This window comes from Xenorhabdus sp. IM139775, from assembly GCF_028598745.1.
Taxonomy (GTDB): Bacteria; Pseudomonadota; Gammaproteobacteria; order Enterobacterales; family Enterobacteriaceae; genus Xenorhabdus.
Genome location: NZ_JAQRFK010000009.1, coordinates 1 through 15,991 on the forward strand (window position 1 = coordinate 1; position 15,991 = coordinate 15,991).

Annotated in this window: 11 protein-coding genes and 3 tRNA genes; 10 read left to right on the forward strand and 4 right to left on the reverse strand. The window is 42.0% G+C overall.

What is annotated here, in order from left to right:
• Positions 1-35: 35 nt before the first annotated feature.
• The 4 genes from PSI17_RS03225 to PSI17_RS03240 form a co-directional block, all read right to left on the reverse strand.
• Positions 36-111: transfer RNA gene (locus tag PSI17_RS03225), tRNA-Asn, on the reverse strand.
• A gap of 278 nt (positions 112-389) precedes the next feature.
• Positions 390-465: transfer RNA gene (locus PSI17_RS03230), tRNA-Asn, on the reverse strand.
• Positions 466-863: 398 nt separating this feature from the next.
• Positions 864-939: transfer RNA gene (locus tag PSI17_RS03235), tRNA-Asn, on the reverse strand.
• Between the two features lie 123 nt (positions 940-1,062).
• A complete protein-coding gene (locus tag PSI17_RS03240; protein WP_273550584.1) occupies positions 1,063-1,581 on the reverse strand; it encodes a YlaC family protein in 519 nt (172 codons plus the stop codon).
• A 529-nt stretch (positions 1,582-2,110) separates the two neighbouring features.
• On the opposite strand from PSI17_RS03240, the gene cspE reads away from it, so the two are divergent.
• The 10 genes from cspE to PSI17_RS03290 all read left to right on the forward strand — a co-directional run bounded on the left by cspE (position 2,111) and on the right by PSI17_RS03290 (position 15,968).
• The gene (gene cspE, locus PSI17_RS03245) at positions 2,111-2,323 is read left to right on the forward strand and encodes a transcription antiterminator/RNA stability regulator CspE (protein WP_045971136.1); all 213 of its coding nucleotides are present in this window, start codon (positions 2,111-2,113) and stop codon (positions 2,321-2,323) included.
• A gap of 840 nt (positions 2,324-3,163) precedes the next feature.
• On the forward strand, positions 3,164-3,862 hold the full coding sequence (locus PSI17_RS03250; protein WP_273550585.1) for an MgtC family protein: 699 nt from the start codon (positions 3,164-3,166) through the stop codon (positions 3,860-3,862).
• 203 nt (positions 3,863-4,065) lie between these two features.
• Positions 4,066-6,765, forward strand: a complete 2,700-nt coding sequence (mgtA, locus tag PSI17_RS03255; RefSeq protein WP_273550586.1) for a magnesium-translocating P-type ATPase — start codon at positions 4,066-4,068, stop codon at positions 6,763-6,765.
• 1,559 nt (positions 6,766-8,324) lie between these two features.
• Positions 8,325-8,675, forward strand: coding sequence for a flagellar transcriptional regulator FlhD (gene flhD / locus PSI17_RS03260; protein ID WP_273550587.1), 351 nt, complete (start codon positions 8,325-8,327; stop codon positions 8,673-8,675).
• A gap of 2 nt (positions 8,676-8,677) precedes the next feature.
• On the forward strand, positions 8,678-9,259 hold the full coding sequence (flhC, locus tag PSI17_RS03265) for a flagellar transcriptional regulator FlhC (protein ID WP_273550588.1): 582 nt from the start codon (positions 8,678-8,680) through the stop codon (positions 9,257-9,259).
• A 133-nt stretch (positions 9,260-9,392) separates the two neighbouring features.
• Positions 9,393-10,274 (forward strand): flagellar motor stator protein MotA, encoded by an 882-nt coding sequence (motA, locus tag PSI17_RS03270; protein ID WP_273550589.1) that lies wholly within the window; start codon positions 9,393-9,395, stop codon positions 10,272-10,274.
• 2 nt (positions 10,275-10,276) lie between these two features.
• Positions 10,277-11,302 (forward strand): flagellar motor protein MotB, encoded by a 1,026-nt coding sequence (gene motB / locus PSI17_RS03275; RefSeq protein WP_273550590.1) that lies wholly within the window; start codon positions 10,277-10,279, stop codon positions 11,300-11,302.
• Between the two features lie 66 nt (positions 11,303-11,368).
• Positions 11,369-13,531 (forward strand): chemotaxis protein CheA, encoded by a 2,163-nt coding sequence (gene cheA / locus PSI17_RS03280; protein WP_443255995.1) that lies wholly within the window; start codon positions 11,369-11,371, stop codon positions 13,529-13,531.
• Between the two features lie 73 nt (positions 13,532-13,604).
• Positions 13,605-14,102 carry a chemotaxis protein CheW gene (cheW, locus tag PSI17_RS03285; RefSeq protein ID WP_273550592.1) on the forward strand — a complete coding sequence of 166 codons (498 nt, stop codon included), beginning with the start codon at positions 13,605-13,607 and terminating at the stop codon, positions 14,100-14,102.
• A 162-nt stretch (positions 14,103-14,264) separates the two neighbouring features.
• Positions 14,265-15,968: a methyl-accepting chemotaxis protein gene (locus PSI17_RS03290; RefSeq protein WP_273550593.1), complete on the forward strand. Its 1,704-nt coding sequence runs from the start codon at positions 14,265-14,267 to the stop codon at positions 15,966-15,968.
• Positions 15,969-15,991 lie beyond the last annotated feature (23 nt).

Sequence of the window (15,991 nt, forward strand, 5' to 3'; positions counted from 1 at the left end):
TGATTAGTTTTACTAATCAGGCTCTTCAGAATATCTGGCTCCTCCAACTGGACTCGAACCAGTGACATACGGATTAACAGTCCGCCGTTCTACCAACTGAACTATGGAGGAACTCCTTTAAGACGGGGTGAATCTTAACGGCACTTTTTATGTTTGTCAAAGCAGAAAATAACAATAAGTGTTTGATTGCTCGCAATATGTACTTATTGGGTCGTTTTTGATCTTGTTTATGTTTTTAGGCCGGAAAGTAGCTGGCAATTTGTTGGGTATAAGATTTGGAGCTGTGAGGTCACTGGCACTACTGCAATGTGAGATATGAGGGCATGTACATAAAATATTGCAGACAGAAAAAATCCCGACCAGCAAAGCTAATCGGGATTTCCAGAATTTGGCTCCTCCAGCTGGACTCGAACCAGCGACATACGGATTAACAGTCCGCCGTTCTACCGACTGAACTATGGAGGAATTGAGTTGTTCCTGAGAACGGGGCGAATGATACAGTGAATGATTTGGTATTGTAAAGGAGAAAAAATAGAAATAAGCATAATTGATCAAGCCGACATCAAAATGGTGTTTTTTTGCTATTTATTGCTTAAAAAATATCTGGCTATCTGAATGTTTATGGTCTTTATAATCTTTAATAGTCGCTGTTTATATTGGTAAAAATCCATTTGGTTTATCATTATTTCTTTTTTATGAGCATGAAGTAAACAAGTGCAGGGTTTACAAAGTTTTAAGGAAGGAGATAAAAATGAGAATAAAAAAACGGCTTCCCAATCGGGAAGCCGCTTAAAACGAGTTAGGCTAAGTTATCTTTCTCAACCTTAATATCGCGCTGATTTATCTAGCGAAATACTTGAATTTGGCTCCTCCAGCTGGACTCGAACCAGCGACATACGGATTAACAGTCCGCCGTTCTACCGACTGAACTATGGAGGAATTGGGTTGTTCCTGAGAACGGGGCGAATATTAGCGATGAACCGGAATAGTGTCAACGCAAAAATTCTTTTTTTCTTACTGCTTGCTCAGTATGTGAGCTTCTTGATTTATCATTGTCCTATTTTATTGAATTTCCGCGCTTTTATTAACCATGCTAATAGACTGGGCATAGGGTGATTGTTCTGAACAGGCGATCATAAACACATCGTAAAAACAAATTCCCTGTTTCTTCCGGATGATACGTTTGATGTCATCTTTGATTTCATTAGGTACTCGAGGATGCGTGAGTATCTTATTGATCGCTTTTTTAGAGACTTGCTCGTTGACGAACCACTCACCGTTATAACATACCCGTAAATCAAGTACGTCAATATCTTCGAAATGGTAGACCGGCTTGATATCAAATAGCAGAACGGCGGCCATGGCAATAAAAGCCAGAGTAAATGCAAAAAGAGACCAGGCACCAAAATAGGGCGCGTACCACATGAGCATAGAAAGAAAAGCATAAGCAACGATCATCGCCAGACACAGGTAGGGATGATGGCGAATAAAAATGCTGTTGAAATGTACTTTACCATCACGATGCTCTTTAAGATTGATTCGTTCAAGATCCTGAATCAATATCTGTTTTATGATTTTCATAATACTAACTCACTTATTTGTAAACTCATTTATAGAAATAGTGCTGTAAAAAATGTCGTAAAAGTGTTGTAAAAATCGTGATCGAATTGAAAGTTATGGCATTTTCAAGGTTAGCATGCCCTGAGCCTACATTTGTATAGCAATTGGTTTAATTTATTTGGCAAATTGTTATTGTTGGCGAGCGATACTGATATTTTTTTGCCAAGACAAAAGTTGAATAAATCAAATAAAATTATAAAATCTTCTTTTTATTATGTTATTTTGTTCTAATATTGAGCGTCTGAGTTTTTTTTAAAACGATAATACATAAAAAGGTTGCTATTCGTGTGCGGTCATGCGTTAATGCGTTTGGCCTGATTAACAGACCTACTTTATGTACGACATCTTGAGTTAATGAGTTATGTGTAAGTGCTATCCTTGGTAGCCTTTGTTGACCGTTTCCTTCTTAGTGCCTCCATAAGTAATAGCTGATACTGGCCAACACACATGCCCGAGATGGCGAGTTTTTTTTGATATATAGGAAAGTCAAATGTCTGACAAAATGAAAGGTCAAGTGAAGTGGTTTAACGAATCTAAAGGCTTTGGTTTCATCACTCCAGCTGATGGTAGCAAAGACGTATTCGTTCACTTCTCTGCCATTCAAGGTAACGGTTTCAAAACTTTGGCAGAAGGCCAGAACGTAGAATTTACCATTGAAGATGGTGCTAAAGGCCCAGCAGCAGCAAACGTAACTGCTATCTAATTCTACCTTTATGCCTTATTTAAGCTCGCTAACGTAAAATGCCGTAGCGGGCTTTTTGTATTTTTATATCATGCAGTTATCCCACGAATTTTGGCTCCTGTATCATATCGCTCCCAACATTTTTTAAGTTCATTTATTTAGTTAATAAAAAATAACTTAGTGAAAATAATGGGACATTAGCCATGAATTAAAATCAATTGTCAATTGTATGTAAAACAGAAAGCCGTTTTTGTTTTGTAGAACAATCTTCCTGATTAAGGCCTTTACTTGTTAATTTTAACTGTTTATACTCCCCCGCAAATTCTATTGGAGAACGATTCATTGGACAGTCAAAGTTTTAGGTTAAATAAAAATATAATCCGGTAAGCTGTTCGTCTCCCTCGATTTGCTGCTTACCTGAAATGGTGGGCGGTACTACCTTATTAACTTCATGAGCTGTACCCACCCGAAGAGAAATTATCCTATATTAGGGATCTACTGAGCTGGATTCTTAGTAAGGTATCAATTGAAGATATGTCGGGGTATACATGATGTGGTCATATACTCACTCCTTATTCCCTCCGGGAAAATACGAATAATCGAATTCAATATTCGTCATCAGAATATTCCATGTACGATGAAGAGATGATCTCTTCAGGCTATTTTTTGCGTGTGAGTTTTATAACGAATTTTAAAACTCAACCAATAAGAACTCAGTCAATCAAGTTAGCTGAGTCAGCCTCTATGTACATGATTTTCTATACCCAATAAATTTCAAATATGCACTAATCAATCAGGTTCACAATCAATAACTTGAGGGATTTAGAGTATCTCTATCCATTTGATGTTATGGAGAATGCCATGTTGTTAACATCTATTGCAATGCACTTACTCTCTGCGCTGTGTTTAGGTGCCTTGATTGGCGCTGAACGTCAGTGGCGCCAACGTATGGCGGGATTGAGAACCAACGCTCTGGTATCAACAGGTGCAGCACTTTTCATGCTCACTGCAATCAGTCATTCTGATGGGAATCCTGATCGCATAGCGGCACAAATTATTTCTGGAGTTGGTTTTCTTGGTGCAGGTGTAATCATGCGTCAGGGAATGAACATCCGTGGTTTAAATACGGCAGCAACATTGTGGTGTTCAGCGGGAATAGGGGTGTTATGTGGCGTAGGGCAATATTGGGCGGCAGGTATTGCTACCGCGATTATTCTTTGTGCAAACATTTTATTGAGGGAAATCGCACAACGTATTAATACCCAGCCTCACCAGCAAGCCTTAGATCTAGAGCAGCGCTATAAGATCCATATTATTTGCGACATCGATGATGAAATTCTGGTAAGGACTTTGATCTTACAAGCCCTCAATGGATTAGGGGTCAGGTTGCAGTCATTGAGCAGTGCAGATGCCATTCAAGCTGGCAGGCTTGAGGTTTGTGCAGAAGTATTGGCAACGCCTGCAGATCAAAAAGAAATAGAATCGATTGTTTGTCGGGTGAGTTTGGAAAGAAGTGTGAGTTCGGTTAATTGGGAAATTGCAGCTGAACTGCCCGCTTAGAATATTCCGTTATTGTTAATTTCATAATCTTATACCGATAAGGAGCCAATATGGACGATGTCCCCCCATCCCCCGCACTGAATGAGGCGTTGCCTATGAGGTAATTTTGTTTCTCAGGTAGGTAACGCCTAACGTTTCATATGAAAATTATCCCTTGCAGAAAGGGATGATGGCTATTGTAAATTGAATATAGAGAAAGCGTTATGACCGAGAAATACATTCATAAATCAGCCAAGTTTTTCAAGGAAAAAGAGTTTGTCGTTGCACAACGGGCTAATCAAAGTCTGGAGCATATCCTCACTGATCTTAACGGCAGTACATTGGGTTTAACTGATGATAACGCCGTAGGGCGCTTAGGGCAGTATGGGATCAATGAAGTGGCACATGAAAAGACCCCTCATGCCCTGATGCAGCTTATTACCGCTTTCCACAATCCATTTATCTATGTATTGCTACTACTTGCCGCAATCAGTTTTTGTACTGACTATGTGTTGCCATCATTCAACGGGGAAAAAACAGAGCTTACGGGTGTCATTATTATTTTGATAATGATTACATTAAGCGGATTGCTTCGGTTTTGGCAGGAATATCGGACAAATAAGGCATCGGATGCCTTAAAGTCAATGGTTAATACAACAGCAACCGTTTTTAGACGCCCTTCTGATATGACCAAACCACGAAAAAAAGAAATTCCAATCAAGTATCTGGTTCCGGGAGATATTCTCTATTTATCTGCCGGAGACATGATCCCGGCAGATCTGTACTTAATTGAGTCCAGAGATTTATTTATCAGCCAGGCCATTTTGACGGGGGAAGCGATCCCGGTCGAAAAATATGACGCAATGGCTCATGTGAGTGCCAAGACCGCCCGTCCTGATAATGTATCTGAAACCGAGTTACTTGAGCTTGCCAATGTCTGTTTAATGGGAACCAACGTGGCCAGTGGTACTGCAACCGCGATAGTTGTGGCGACAGGAAAGCAAACTTACTTTGGTTCACTGGCAAAATCCATCGTAGGAACGCGTGCGCAAACTGCATTTGATCGCGGCGTGAATAGTGTTAGCTGGTTATTGATCCGTTTTATGCTGGTTATGGTGCCGATTGTATTGTTAATTAATGGGTTAACAAAAGGAGATTGGCTTGATGCGGCATTGTTTGCCCTGGCTGTTGCTGTTGGTTTAACGCCTGAAATGTTGCCCATGATTGTCAGTTCCAATTTGGCAAAAGGGGCTATTGCTATGTCAAAGAAAAAAGTCATTGTCAAGCGACTCAATGCAATCCAGAACTTTGGTGCAATGGACATATTATGTACGGATAAGACAGGAACACTGACTCAGGATAAAATTATTCTCCAGCACTATTTAGATACAGAAGGCCGGGAAGATACTTCTGTACTTCACTGGGCTTGGTTAAACAGCTTTCACCAAAGTGGCACTAAAAACTTAATGGATCAAGCCATTGTCAGGTATGGGGGCGTTAATTCAGACCTCGATTTTCTCCGCAGCTACAGAAAAATTGATGAGTTACCGTTTGATTTTGTTAGACGTCGGTTATCAATTTCTGTCCAGGATTTGTCTAAAAATTATCAATTGATTTGTAAGGGAGCCGCAGAAGAGATGCTATCAGTTTGCTCCTATATAAGGATAAAGGAGAAAATTATTCCTCTCACTGAAGAAAACCGTAACAATGTAATGGGATTAGTTAGCCGTTATAACGAACAAGGTTTCAGGGTGTTAATCTTAGCGACGCGGGAGTTAAGTCCCGATGAAGTGAAGCATCCACTTTCTGTTGCAGATGAAAAGGAGATGACACTACAAGGATTATTAACGTTTTTAGATCCACCAAAAGAAAGCGCGGCAATGGCAATTGCGGCATTAAGGGAAAATGGTGTTTCGGTTAAGGTACTTACCGGAGATAATCCTGTTGTAACGGCTAAAGTTTGTCGAGATGTGGATTTAGATTCTGGAAATCTTCTTATTGGCCCTGATATTGAACTAATGAGTGATGAAGACCTTGCAAAAGAAGTGGAGCTAAGGTCAGTCTTTTGTAAGTTAACCCCCTTGCAAAAATCACGCATTTTAAAATCATTGCAAAATAATGGACATACTGTCGGCTTTCTTGGTGATGGAATAAATGACGCGCCGGCATTACGGGATGCCGATGTTGGAATTTCAGTTGATACCGGTACGGATATCGCAAAAGAGTCAGCAGATATCATTCTGCTTGAGAAGAATTTGATGGTATTAGAGGAGGGAGTAATTAAGGGAAGGGAAACGTTTGGGAATATCATCAAGTATTTAAATATGACAGCCAGTTCCAATTTTGGAAATGTATTTTCTGTCTTGGTTGCCAGTGCATTTATTCCATTTTTACCGATGTTAGCCATTCATTTGCTTGTACAAAACCTAATGTACGATATTTCACAACTGTCTTTGCCTTGGGACAAAATGGATAAGGCGTTTCTGAAAAAGCCCCGTAAATGGGATGCAAAGAATATAGGGCGTTTTATGCTCTGGATTGGCCCAACTTCGTCTATCTTCGATATCACGATTTATGCTGTGATGTGGTATGTATTTGCAGCTAATAGCATAGAACATCAAGCATTATTCCAATCAGGGTGGTTTGTGGAGGGGTTACTGTCACAGACTTTAGTTGTACATATGTTGCGCACGCAAAAAATTCCTTTTGTACAGAGTACGGCAGCACTCCCTGTTTTATTAACGACACTAATAATAATGGCACTCGGCATTTACATTCCCTTCTCCGCATTTGGTACCCTAATTGGGTTACAACCACTACCGTGGGAATATTTTCCATGGCTAGTCGGAACATTAATAAGCTACTGTATCATTGCCCAAATGATGAAGCGGTTTTACATTCACCGATTTGGTGGATGGTTGTAAATAATTCTCATTAATTAATATCTTATTCTGTATGGGTTAAGGGAATAATCCATACAGGGTGGATGCCATTGGCTCGCTGATCATAACGAATTTTCTTCAGATATTTAGAATAGGTCTTGATGTTATTCTCTAAACATGAACTGCCTATCACAATATAAATGAATTTAAGGTAGCAATAGCGTTATATTTACCTGTTATTCTTTTTATTTGAAACGCCAAATTAATCTATCTATTTATATTTCCACCCAAAGTTAAACAGGATTATTTGCTTTTTTAATGTCTGCTTTTGCATCTGGCTTTATTTTTTATTCCAATTCCTTATTCTTCTTTTAATTGGGTTTTATGTAATAATATGCTGTTGCCAAATTTGCATTTGGGAATTATTTTATAGTTATATTTTCTGTTATTTAAGCAAATTAATTTCTAGCCAATAAGCGATTTTCTTGGGGTTTTAGTCATGGGTTTGCCTGTTTTGAAAAGCCGCCAAAACATTTGCCATTCTTATCATTTTGGTTGTAGAAATAAAATAAATTGATTAATTTATCTTATTTATTGTGTGCGTAAGCTAGCCAATGAGGGGAAATAAACAGCAAGAGAAATTTCGTTAAAATTATGTCACAAGCAGGCTATATCTGCGGTTTTTTTGTTTAGGTAAATTTATTGATTTCAGTGGTGGAAAATCTCCGTGACAGATCGCAGAGAAGGTCAAATTTTGTTTGATTAGCAAAGCGTTGCTAGTTATGTTTGTCGGTGAGCAAAGATACAGATGCTTTTTTATTTCAATATCATACTGTATTTTATCTTATTTTTGTGATCTGTGTGATGTTTGTGCGCAAAGTGGGGGCGAGGGTTCTTTTTCTTCTGCTTGAAAATAGTGCGATCATAAACTAAAAATGATCAGACTGATAGCTTTTTAATAACTAGTATTCACATATAATTAATAAATTTGGCATGACTATGATCTAAATCAAGTTATAGTGGAAGATGGGTGCCTACCTACATTATCAAGAAGCAAATTTTATTAGAATATTGATAATTTAGCTAAAGGAAAGATTTTTTGTCGTTATTTTGGATTTGTAAGGTTAATAGATCGTATAAAACAAAAAACGCTCCCTAATATTTTTATTTAAATAATTTAACTTATTAATTGTAGACTATTTTCTGTTTTTTATTGCTTGAATAGTTAATGAGCTAGAACCATAATAAAAAGCACTAGTTTTGTGATCTAGATCACATAGTATTTAAAATGACATCTATTCTCCGTTGTATAAGTTGATGATTCAGGAGTAAAGTTAATTAGCATTAAGAATATTCTTAATCAATTGTGGCAAGTGCATTACCCAGATGACGCAATAATACTTTCACAACCCATTACCGAAATATTTTAGAAATTGGGCGATCCCAAGAGTAATACAAAGGACAGTTACTGCTCTGGCTAAAGATGTATATTTCAGTTATGTCGGAGATTATTGAATCTCATGCTACTGGTAATTTTGTCGTGAGTGATTCTTTGATCACTTAATTTGATTTTTTCATGTAATCGGACGGGATATATAGAAATGAGTACGGCTGAATTGCTCAAACATATTTATGACATAAATTTATCGTATTTGCTTTTAGCACAACGGCTAATTAACCATGAGAAAGCATCTGCGATGTTCCGTTTAGGTATTTGTGAATCGATGGCTGATACGTTGGCCAAGCTGACATTGCCTCAGTTAGTAAAATTAGCTGAAACAAACCAACTGATTTGCCATTTTCGGTTTGAAGACCACGAAACCGTACAGCAGTTAACTAAGGAATCGCGGGTGGACGATCTGCAACAAATCCATACAGGTATCTTACTGTCTACTCATCTTTTTCGGCAGTTATCCACTCAGGATGACACTTCAATCAAGAAAAGAGCGTAAAGATGGTTGAAAAAAGTATTGTTCAGGAAGCGAAAGATATTCAGTTGGCAATGGAACTCATCACTTTAGGCGCACGATTGCAGATGCTTGAAAGTGAAACACAACTAAGCAGAGGCCGATTGATCCGGTTGTATAAAGAGCTGCGGGGAAGCCCTCCGCCTAAAGGGATGCTCCCCTTTTCGACGGATTGGTTTATGACTTGGGAACAGAATATTCATTCGTCAATGTTCTACAATGCTTACCGTTTTCTGTTGAAAAGTGGACATTGTGACGGCGTAGTGGCGGTAGTCAAAGCTTATCGCCTATATCTTGAGCAATGTCCTCCGAATCGTGAAGAAGGGCCGGTTTTAGCATTAACCAGAGCTTGGACATTGGTTCGTTTTGTTGACAGTGGGATGCTACAGCCAACCGAATGTCGTTGCTGTGGTGGAACTTTTATCACCCATGCTCACCAGCCAGTAAATAGCTTTGTTTGTAGCCTTTGCCAGCCCCCTTCAAGGGCAGTAAAAAAACGTAAACTTTCCCCTCAACCTGCCGATACTAATTCACAACTGCTGGATGGATTTGCTCAGCAAGCTATGTGAATTTAAATGGGAAAGTAAAATTCAGGTTACAGGTTTGATAAAAACTCTGTAACCTGCCATCACACCCTTCTTCATTTATCAATTCGCCCTGTTCAAATCCCATCTGCTCACCAACTTAGCTAAAGGATATCGCGTGTTAGTACTTTTAGGATATATCGTGGTTTTTGGTGCGGTAATTGGTGGCTACTTACTTGTCGGTGGTCACTTGGGCGCACTTTATCAGCCAGCGGAATTTTTGATTATTGCAGGTGCCGGCGTGGGTGCTTTCATTGTGGGCAATAATGGCAAGGCGATAAAGGCAACGTTGCGTGCTTTACCCAAAATAGTGCGCAGATCAAAATACAATAAGGCAATGTATATGGATCTGATGGCGTTGCAGTTCCGTTTGCTGTCCAAATCTCGCCAAAGTGGGCTATTGGCTCTGGAGCGGGATATTGAAAATCCACACCAAAGCGATATTTTCACCCAATATCCTCGCCTGTTGAAAGATCAGCATTTGATGGATTTCATCACGGATTATATGCGTCTGATCATCGGCGGTAACATGAATCCTCATGAAGTTGAAGCCTTGATGGATGAAGAAATTGAGACTTACGAACAAGAAAATGAAGTGCCGGCAACGAGTTTAGCGATGGTAGGGGATTCGCTGCCGGCATTCGGGATTGTTGCGGCGGTCATGGGCGTCGTTCATGCACTGGCATCTGCGGATCGTCCGGCAGGCGAATTGGGCGCGTTGATTGCCCATGCGATGGTCGGGACATTCCTCGGGATCTTATTGTCTTATGGTTTTATTTCTCCACTGGCCACACTCCTTCGCCAACGCAGCAGCGAGCAGGTTAAAATGATGCAATGTATCAAGGTGACATTGCTTTCCAGTTTGCATGGTTATGCACCACAAATTGCCGTTGAATTCGGTCGTAAAACATTATTCCTCACCGATCGCCCTTCATTTACAGAACTGGAAGAACATGTTCGTCGGGTTAAATCTCCTGTACAAGAAGAAGCTGAAGAATAATTATGAGAGCGAATAATGTTTCTGTCATCAGAATAAAAAAGCGGAAAAAACATGATTCGCACCACTCTGGCGGATCATGGAAGATTGCTTACGCGGATTTTATGACTGCCATGATGGCATTCTTTCTGGTGATGTGGCTGATATCGATAGCCAGTCCGCAGGAATTAACCAGTATCGCCGAATATTTTCGTACCCCTTTAGAGGTGGCGATCAATAAGGGACAGAAAAGCAGCGATAGTACCAATCCGATCCCTGGGGGAGGGGAGGATGTTCTCCAACAGGATGGGGAAGTTTTCCGTCAATCTAATGTGATTGAAACTCAAGAAGAAACCCGTCGCCTGAATCGGTTGCGCCAGCAACTTGACCAATTGATTATCACCGATCCCCGCCTTAAAGAGCTGCGTCCTCATCTATTGATTGACATGATGGATGAAGGTTTGCGTATTCAGATTATTGATCGGGAAAATCGCCCGATGTTCATGATTGGCAGTTCAAAGGTCGAAAACCACATGAGCGATATTCTGCGGGCAATTGCGCCGATTTTAAACGATATCCCCAATAAAATTAGCCTTTCTGGTCATACCGATAATCTGCAATACGCCAACGGTCAGCGAGGTTACAGTAACTGGGAGCTTTCTTCAGATCGTGCCAATGCGTCAAGGCGTGAATTGCTGCTAGGGGGTCTGGATGAAATCAAAGTCCTGCGGGTTGTGGGTATGGCTGCCACGGTGAGTATGCAGAAAGGTATCGATCCTAATGCGCCGGTTAACCGTCGTATCAGCATCATTGTATTGAATAAAGATGCCGAAAAAAGGATTGAACAGGAAAACAGTGGCGGCAACGCCATGACCGCTAACAATAGTATGGATATGCAAGAAGTCATCAGAATGGATTCGAATGAGAAAACGACTGTTCAGCAATCCACCCAGCAATCTACCCAACAATCCCATGTGATCATAAAACATGAAATCATACAGTCGGAACAGCTATTAGTTGAACCGTCAAGTGATAATAAGATGACAGAGTAAGTAACGATGGATATTACCGCGTTTTATCAGACTTTCTTTGATGAAGCAGATGAACTATTGGCGGACATGGAGCAGCATCTATTGCTGCTCAATGCCGATGAGCCTGATCATGAACAGCTAAACGCAATATTTCGCAGCGCCCACTCGATTAAAGGGGGCGCTGCGACTTTTGGTTTTACCAAGCTGCAACAGACCACGCATGTTTTAGAGAATCTGCTCGATAGTGCCAGACGTGACGAAATACGCCTGACCATTGACATTATCAACCTGTTTTTAGAAGCGAAAGATATTATGCAGCAACAATTGGATGCCTATAAAAGTTCTCAGGAGCCGGATGAAGATACATTCAATTATATCTGCGAGACACTGCGTCAGCTTGCATTAGAGCTACAGCAAGAACAGCAGCAAGAAGCATTTTTTGCAGCAACACCGGCTATTCAGGCCGAACTTGGCACGGAAGACGTTGCAAAGGAAATTGAGGAAAAGCAGGCGGTAGCATCCGCTCACAGTGAAGCACATCAGCCAGAAGAGAAACCGGCTCTGGCAAATAAATCCAATCATGGACAGATCCGTGTCCATTTATCTGGATTGAAAGAGCGCGAAGTGAGTTTAATGAAGGACGAATTGGGGCATCTTGGCGAGATTTATGATGTAGAGCAGACAACAAACAGCCTTGAAGCCTCCTTGATCACCTCGGCGACAGAAGACGATATTACGGCGGTATTGTGTTTTGTGATTGAACCGGAGCAAATCACTTTTTTACCCCCCCATGAATCTCAGTCGGCAGATGCGGAGACTGAAACGGAACAAGATGCCGTAACAACAAGCGATACGATAAAACCTGTGGCAGAAAATGGTACGGCAGACAGCGATACCGCCAAAGAGACGGCGGCAGAGGTTATCAGCGCAGCAAATCCGCTAACGACAAATAATCCACCGCCGCCTGATGTCCCGAAAAAAGCCGATGTCCGTGAAGTGGGGCGTCCGGCACCACGTCCAGCCGCGGGATCTCCGCGCCAACGTGCGGAATCATCCAGTATCCGTGTTGCCGTTGAAAAGGTAGATCAGCTTATCAATTTAGTGGGCGAATTGGTTATTACCCAATCTATGCTGGCCCAGCACTGTAATGGACTGGAACCGACAAAACACAGTGAATTGTTGAGTTGTATGGCGCAATTGCAGCGCAATTCCCGTGATTTGCAAGAGTCCGTCATGTCAATTCGCATGATGCCGATGGAATACGTTTTCAGTCGTTATCCACGTTTGGTACGGGATCTGGCCGGCAAGCTCAATAAGAAAGTGGAATTAACCCTGATTGGTAGTTCGACAGAGCTGGATAAGAGTTTGATTGAACGAATTATCGATCCGCTGACCCATCTGGTACGTAACAGTCTCGACCACGGTATCGAAAGCCCGGAAAAGCGTCTTGCGGCCGGTAAACCCGAAACCGGTAATCTGACGCTGGCGGCCGAACATCAGGGGGGCAATATCTGCATAGAAGTCATTGATGATGGGGCTGGCTTAAACCGTGAGAAGATCTTGGCAAAAGCACAATCTCAGGGTTTGGGTGTCAGCGAAAATATGAGCAACGAAGAAGTGGCTATGCTGATTTTTGCTCCCGGCTTCTCTACCGCCGAAGTGGTTACTGATGTCTCTGGCCGTGGTGTTGGCATGGATGTAGTCAAGCGCAACATTCAGGATATGGGCGGGCAAATCCAAATTAACTTCCAGGAAGGGAAGGGAACCGTTATTCGCATTTTGCTGCCATTAACATTGGCAATACTGGATGGCATGTCAGTCAGGGTGAATGAGGAAGTTTTCATCCTGCCACTGAGTGCCGTAGTCAGCTCATTGCAACCACAAGAAGAAGATATTTATCCGCTGGCGGGGGATGAAAAACTGTTGCAAGTACGTGGAGAATATTTACCCCTGCTTGAACTGTATCGCATCTTGGATATCCCCAATGGGATCACTGATCCAACGAAAGGCATCGCCGTTATTGTACAGAGTGCCGGACGTCGTTATGCCTTGCTGGTGGATAAACTGGTGGGGCAGCATCAGGTTGTTGTTAAAAATATTGAGAGCAATTACCGCAAAGTACCGGGTATTTCGGCGGCCACCATTATGGGGGATGGTAGCGTTGCACTCATCGTTGATATTCCTGCTTTGCAGACACTTAACCATGAACAACTGGCTGAACGTAAAGTGGAATTGGAAAATAACCAATAACAGCTACCCACTACAGAAAAAGCCGCTTGAAAGGTGAAGAGTAAAAATATTTCACACTAAAAAAGGTAACGTCATGTCAGCCATAGAAGAATTAAATAAATTATCAGGGGAAACGACCGGAAGGGAATATCTGGTTTTCACCTTGGGTAACGAAGAGTATGGAATTGAGATATTAAAAGTACAGGAAATTCGCGGCTATGATCAGGTTACCCGTATTGCGAACACACCTGCCTTTATCAAGGGGATCACTAACCTGCGTGGCGTGATTGTCCCTATTATCGATCTGAGGATCAAATTTTCACAGGAAAATGTCACGTATAACGACAACACCGTTGTGATTGTCCTGAACCTGCTTAACCGTGTGGTTGGGATTGTCGTTGATGGTGTCTCGGATGTGCTGTCCCTGAAAGAAGATCAGATCTGTCCAGCGCCAGAATTCGCGGTCACTTTATCCACCGAATATCTTACGGGGCTGGGTTCTATTGATGATCGGATGCTGATTCTGGTGGATATTGAGAAACTGCTCAACAGTGAAGAAATGGCATTGGTCGATTCCGTCGCCAAGGGTTAATGTCTTAAAATCGGCGTTTTTGGGCTGTTGCAATAAAAAACAGCAGCCCGTTTGCTTTAGATCAAAAAAAAACAGTAAAAAATCAATTTTTGAAATTACACGTAAAGTTCCCTTTAAGCGTGCCGATAACACTGGCATAGCAATTTATTAAAAAGGGAAGTTATGTTTAACCGAATGAAAATAGTGACGGGATTAATCTCAGTCATCATATTATTTGGTGCTTTGCAACTTATCTCCGGGGGACTGTTCTTCAAGGGGTTGAAGAATGATATAGAGGCCTTTGACTTAATAGATAAAATGCGACAGCAGCAAATCCATCTGGATGAAAGCTGGGTTAACCTGCTGCAAGCCCGCAATAACCTGAACCGCGTTGGTATCATGCATGTCATGAAAGATCGCGGTGTTGAAGGCAGTTATAAAGTTGATGAAGCGCTGGCAGAAGCCAGGGCGAATATTGCCCGTGCTGAACGGTTCTTCGAGCAATATGAACAGACTGAAAAAATGTCTTTTTATGATCCAGAACATCTGCAACGTTTGAAACAGACTCATCATGACTTTCTGAATGCGCTTAAAGAGTTGGATAACTTTCTGACGCAAGATAACTTTCAAGCATTTTTCCTCCATAAAACGACAGGTTATCAGAACGCGTTTAATACGGAATTTAACCTCTATCTCTCCCAGAGCGCCAAGTTTTATGATCAGGTATCACAGGAAGCTGACAATGCTTACAGCAATATCATTACTGCATTGATCTTTGTGATGGCCCTGCTGGTAGTGGCCATGATCATCAGTTGGATAGGCTTGCGTAAGTCGTTGATCGATCCGTTGCACAAATTGTTGGATAACATCAAGGCCTTCTCAAAAGGGGACCTGACCCATACGATCACCGTCTCGGGCAATAATGAGATGGGCATGTTGGCCGTTGGCTTGAGACACATGCAGGAAGAGTTGATCAATACGGTCAGGAGTGTCCATCAAAGCACCGAAACCATCTATACCGGCACCAGCGAAATTGCGGCGGGTAACAACGACCTTTCTTCCCGTACCGAACAGCAAGTGGCTTCGTTGGAAGAAACGGCTGCCAGCATGGAACAGTTGACGGCAACAGTCAAACAGAATGCTGACAATGCCCGCCAAGCCAGCAATTTGGCTGACAACGCCTCTGAGATCGCCCGTCAGGGAGGCAAAGTCGTGGCGAATGTCGTTCAGACGATGCATGACATTGCAGACAGTTCCCGCAAAATTTCTGATATCACCGGCGTGATTGACGCTATTGCTTTCCAGACCAACATTCTTGCCCTGAATGCTGCCGTGGAAGCTGCCCGTGCGGGTGAGCATGGCCGCGGTTTTGCGGTGGTCGCCGGCGAAGTGCGCAATCTGGCACAACGCAGTGCAGAGGCAGCCAAAGAGATCAAGGGATTGATCGAAGACTCGGTAAACCGCACCGATACTGGCTCCGTACAGGTAGAAAGCGCCGGCGAAACCATGAATAAAATTGTCGATTCTGTTACCCGCGTGACTGACATCATGGGGGAAATTGCATCGGCTTCTGATGAACAAAGCAGAGGGATCACGCAAGTGGGTGTCGCGATTTCAGAAATGGATAGAGTCACCCAGCAAAATGCGTCATTGGTTGAGCAGTCCGCTGCCGCGGCTGCGGCATTGGAAGAGCAGGCCAAGGTATTGACCAGAGCAGTTGCGTTGTTCCAGTTACCGGAGCAGGCAGAAAGGAAGCAGCCTGAAAAAAGAAAACATGAAGTTTTATCGACGATAAAATCGTCGACTCCTCCAGCTAATAGAACACATTCTCCCGTGCTGAAAAAAGACAGCAACGTGGAAGACCCATCTAATTGGGAAACATTCTAAAAAATAATAGCGATAACCACGGC

Coding starts and splice junctions, on each gene's coding strand:
- flhC (WP_273550588.1), top strand. CDS start 8,678: ATGGTTGAAAAAAGTATTGTTCAGGAAGCGAAAGATATTCAGTTGGCA.
- flhD (WP_273550587.1), top strand. CDS start 8,325: ATGAGTACGGCTGAATTGCTCAAACATATTTATGACATAAATTTATCG.
- cspE (WP_045971136.1), top strand. CDS start 2,111: ATGTCTGACAAAATGAAAGGTCAAGTGAAGTGGTTTAACGAATCTAAA.
- motB (WP_273550590.1), top strand. CDS start 10,277: ATGAGAGCGAATAATGTTTCTGTCATCAGAATAAAAAAGCGGAAAAAA.
- cheA (WP_443255995.1), top strand. CDS start 11,369: ATGGAGCAGCATCTATTGCTGCTCAATGCCGATGAGCCTGATCATGAA.
- PSI17_RS03250 (WP_273550585.1), top strand. CDS start 3,164: ATGTTGTTAACATCTATTGCAATGCACTTACTCTCTGCGCTGTGTTTA.
- mgtA (WP_273550586.1), top strand. CDS start 4,066: ATGACCGAGAAATACATTCATAAATCAGCCAAGTTTTTCAAGGAAAAA.
- cheW (WP_273550592.1), top strand. CDS start 13,605: ATGTCAGCCATAGAAGAATTAAATAAATTATCAGGGGAAACGACCGGA.
- PSI17_RS03290 (WP_273550593.1), top strand. CDS start 14,265: ATGTTTAACCGAATGAAAATAGTGACGGGATTAATCTCAGTCATCATA.
- PSI17_RS03240 (WP_273550584.1), bottom strand. CDS start 1,581: ATGAAAATCATAAAACAGATATTGATTCAGGATCTTGAACGAATCAAT.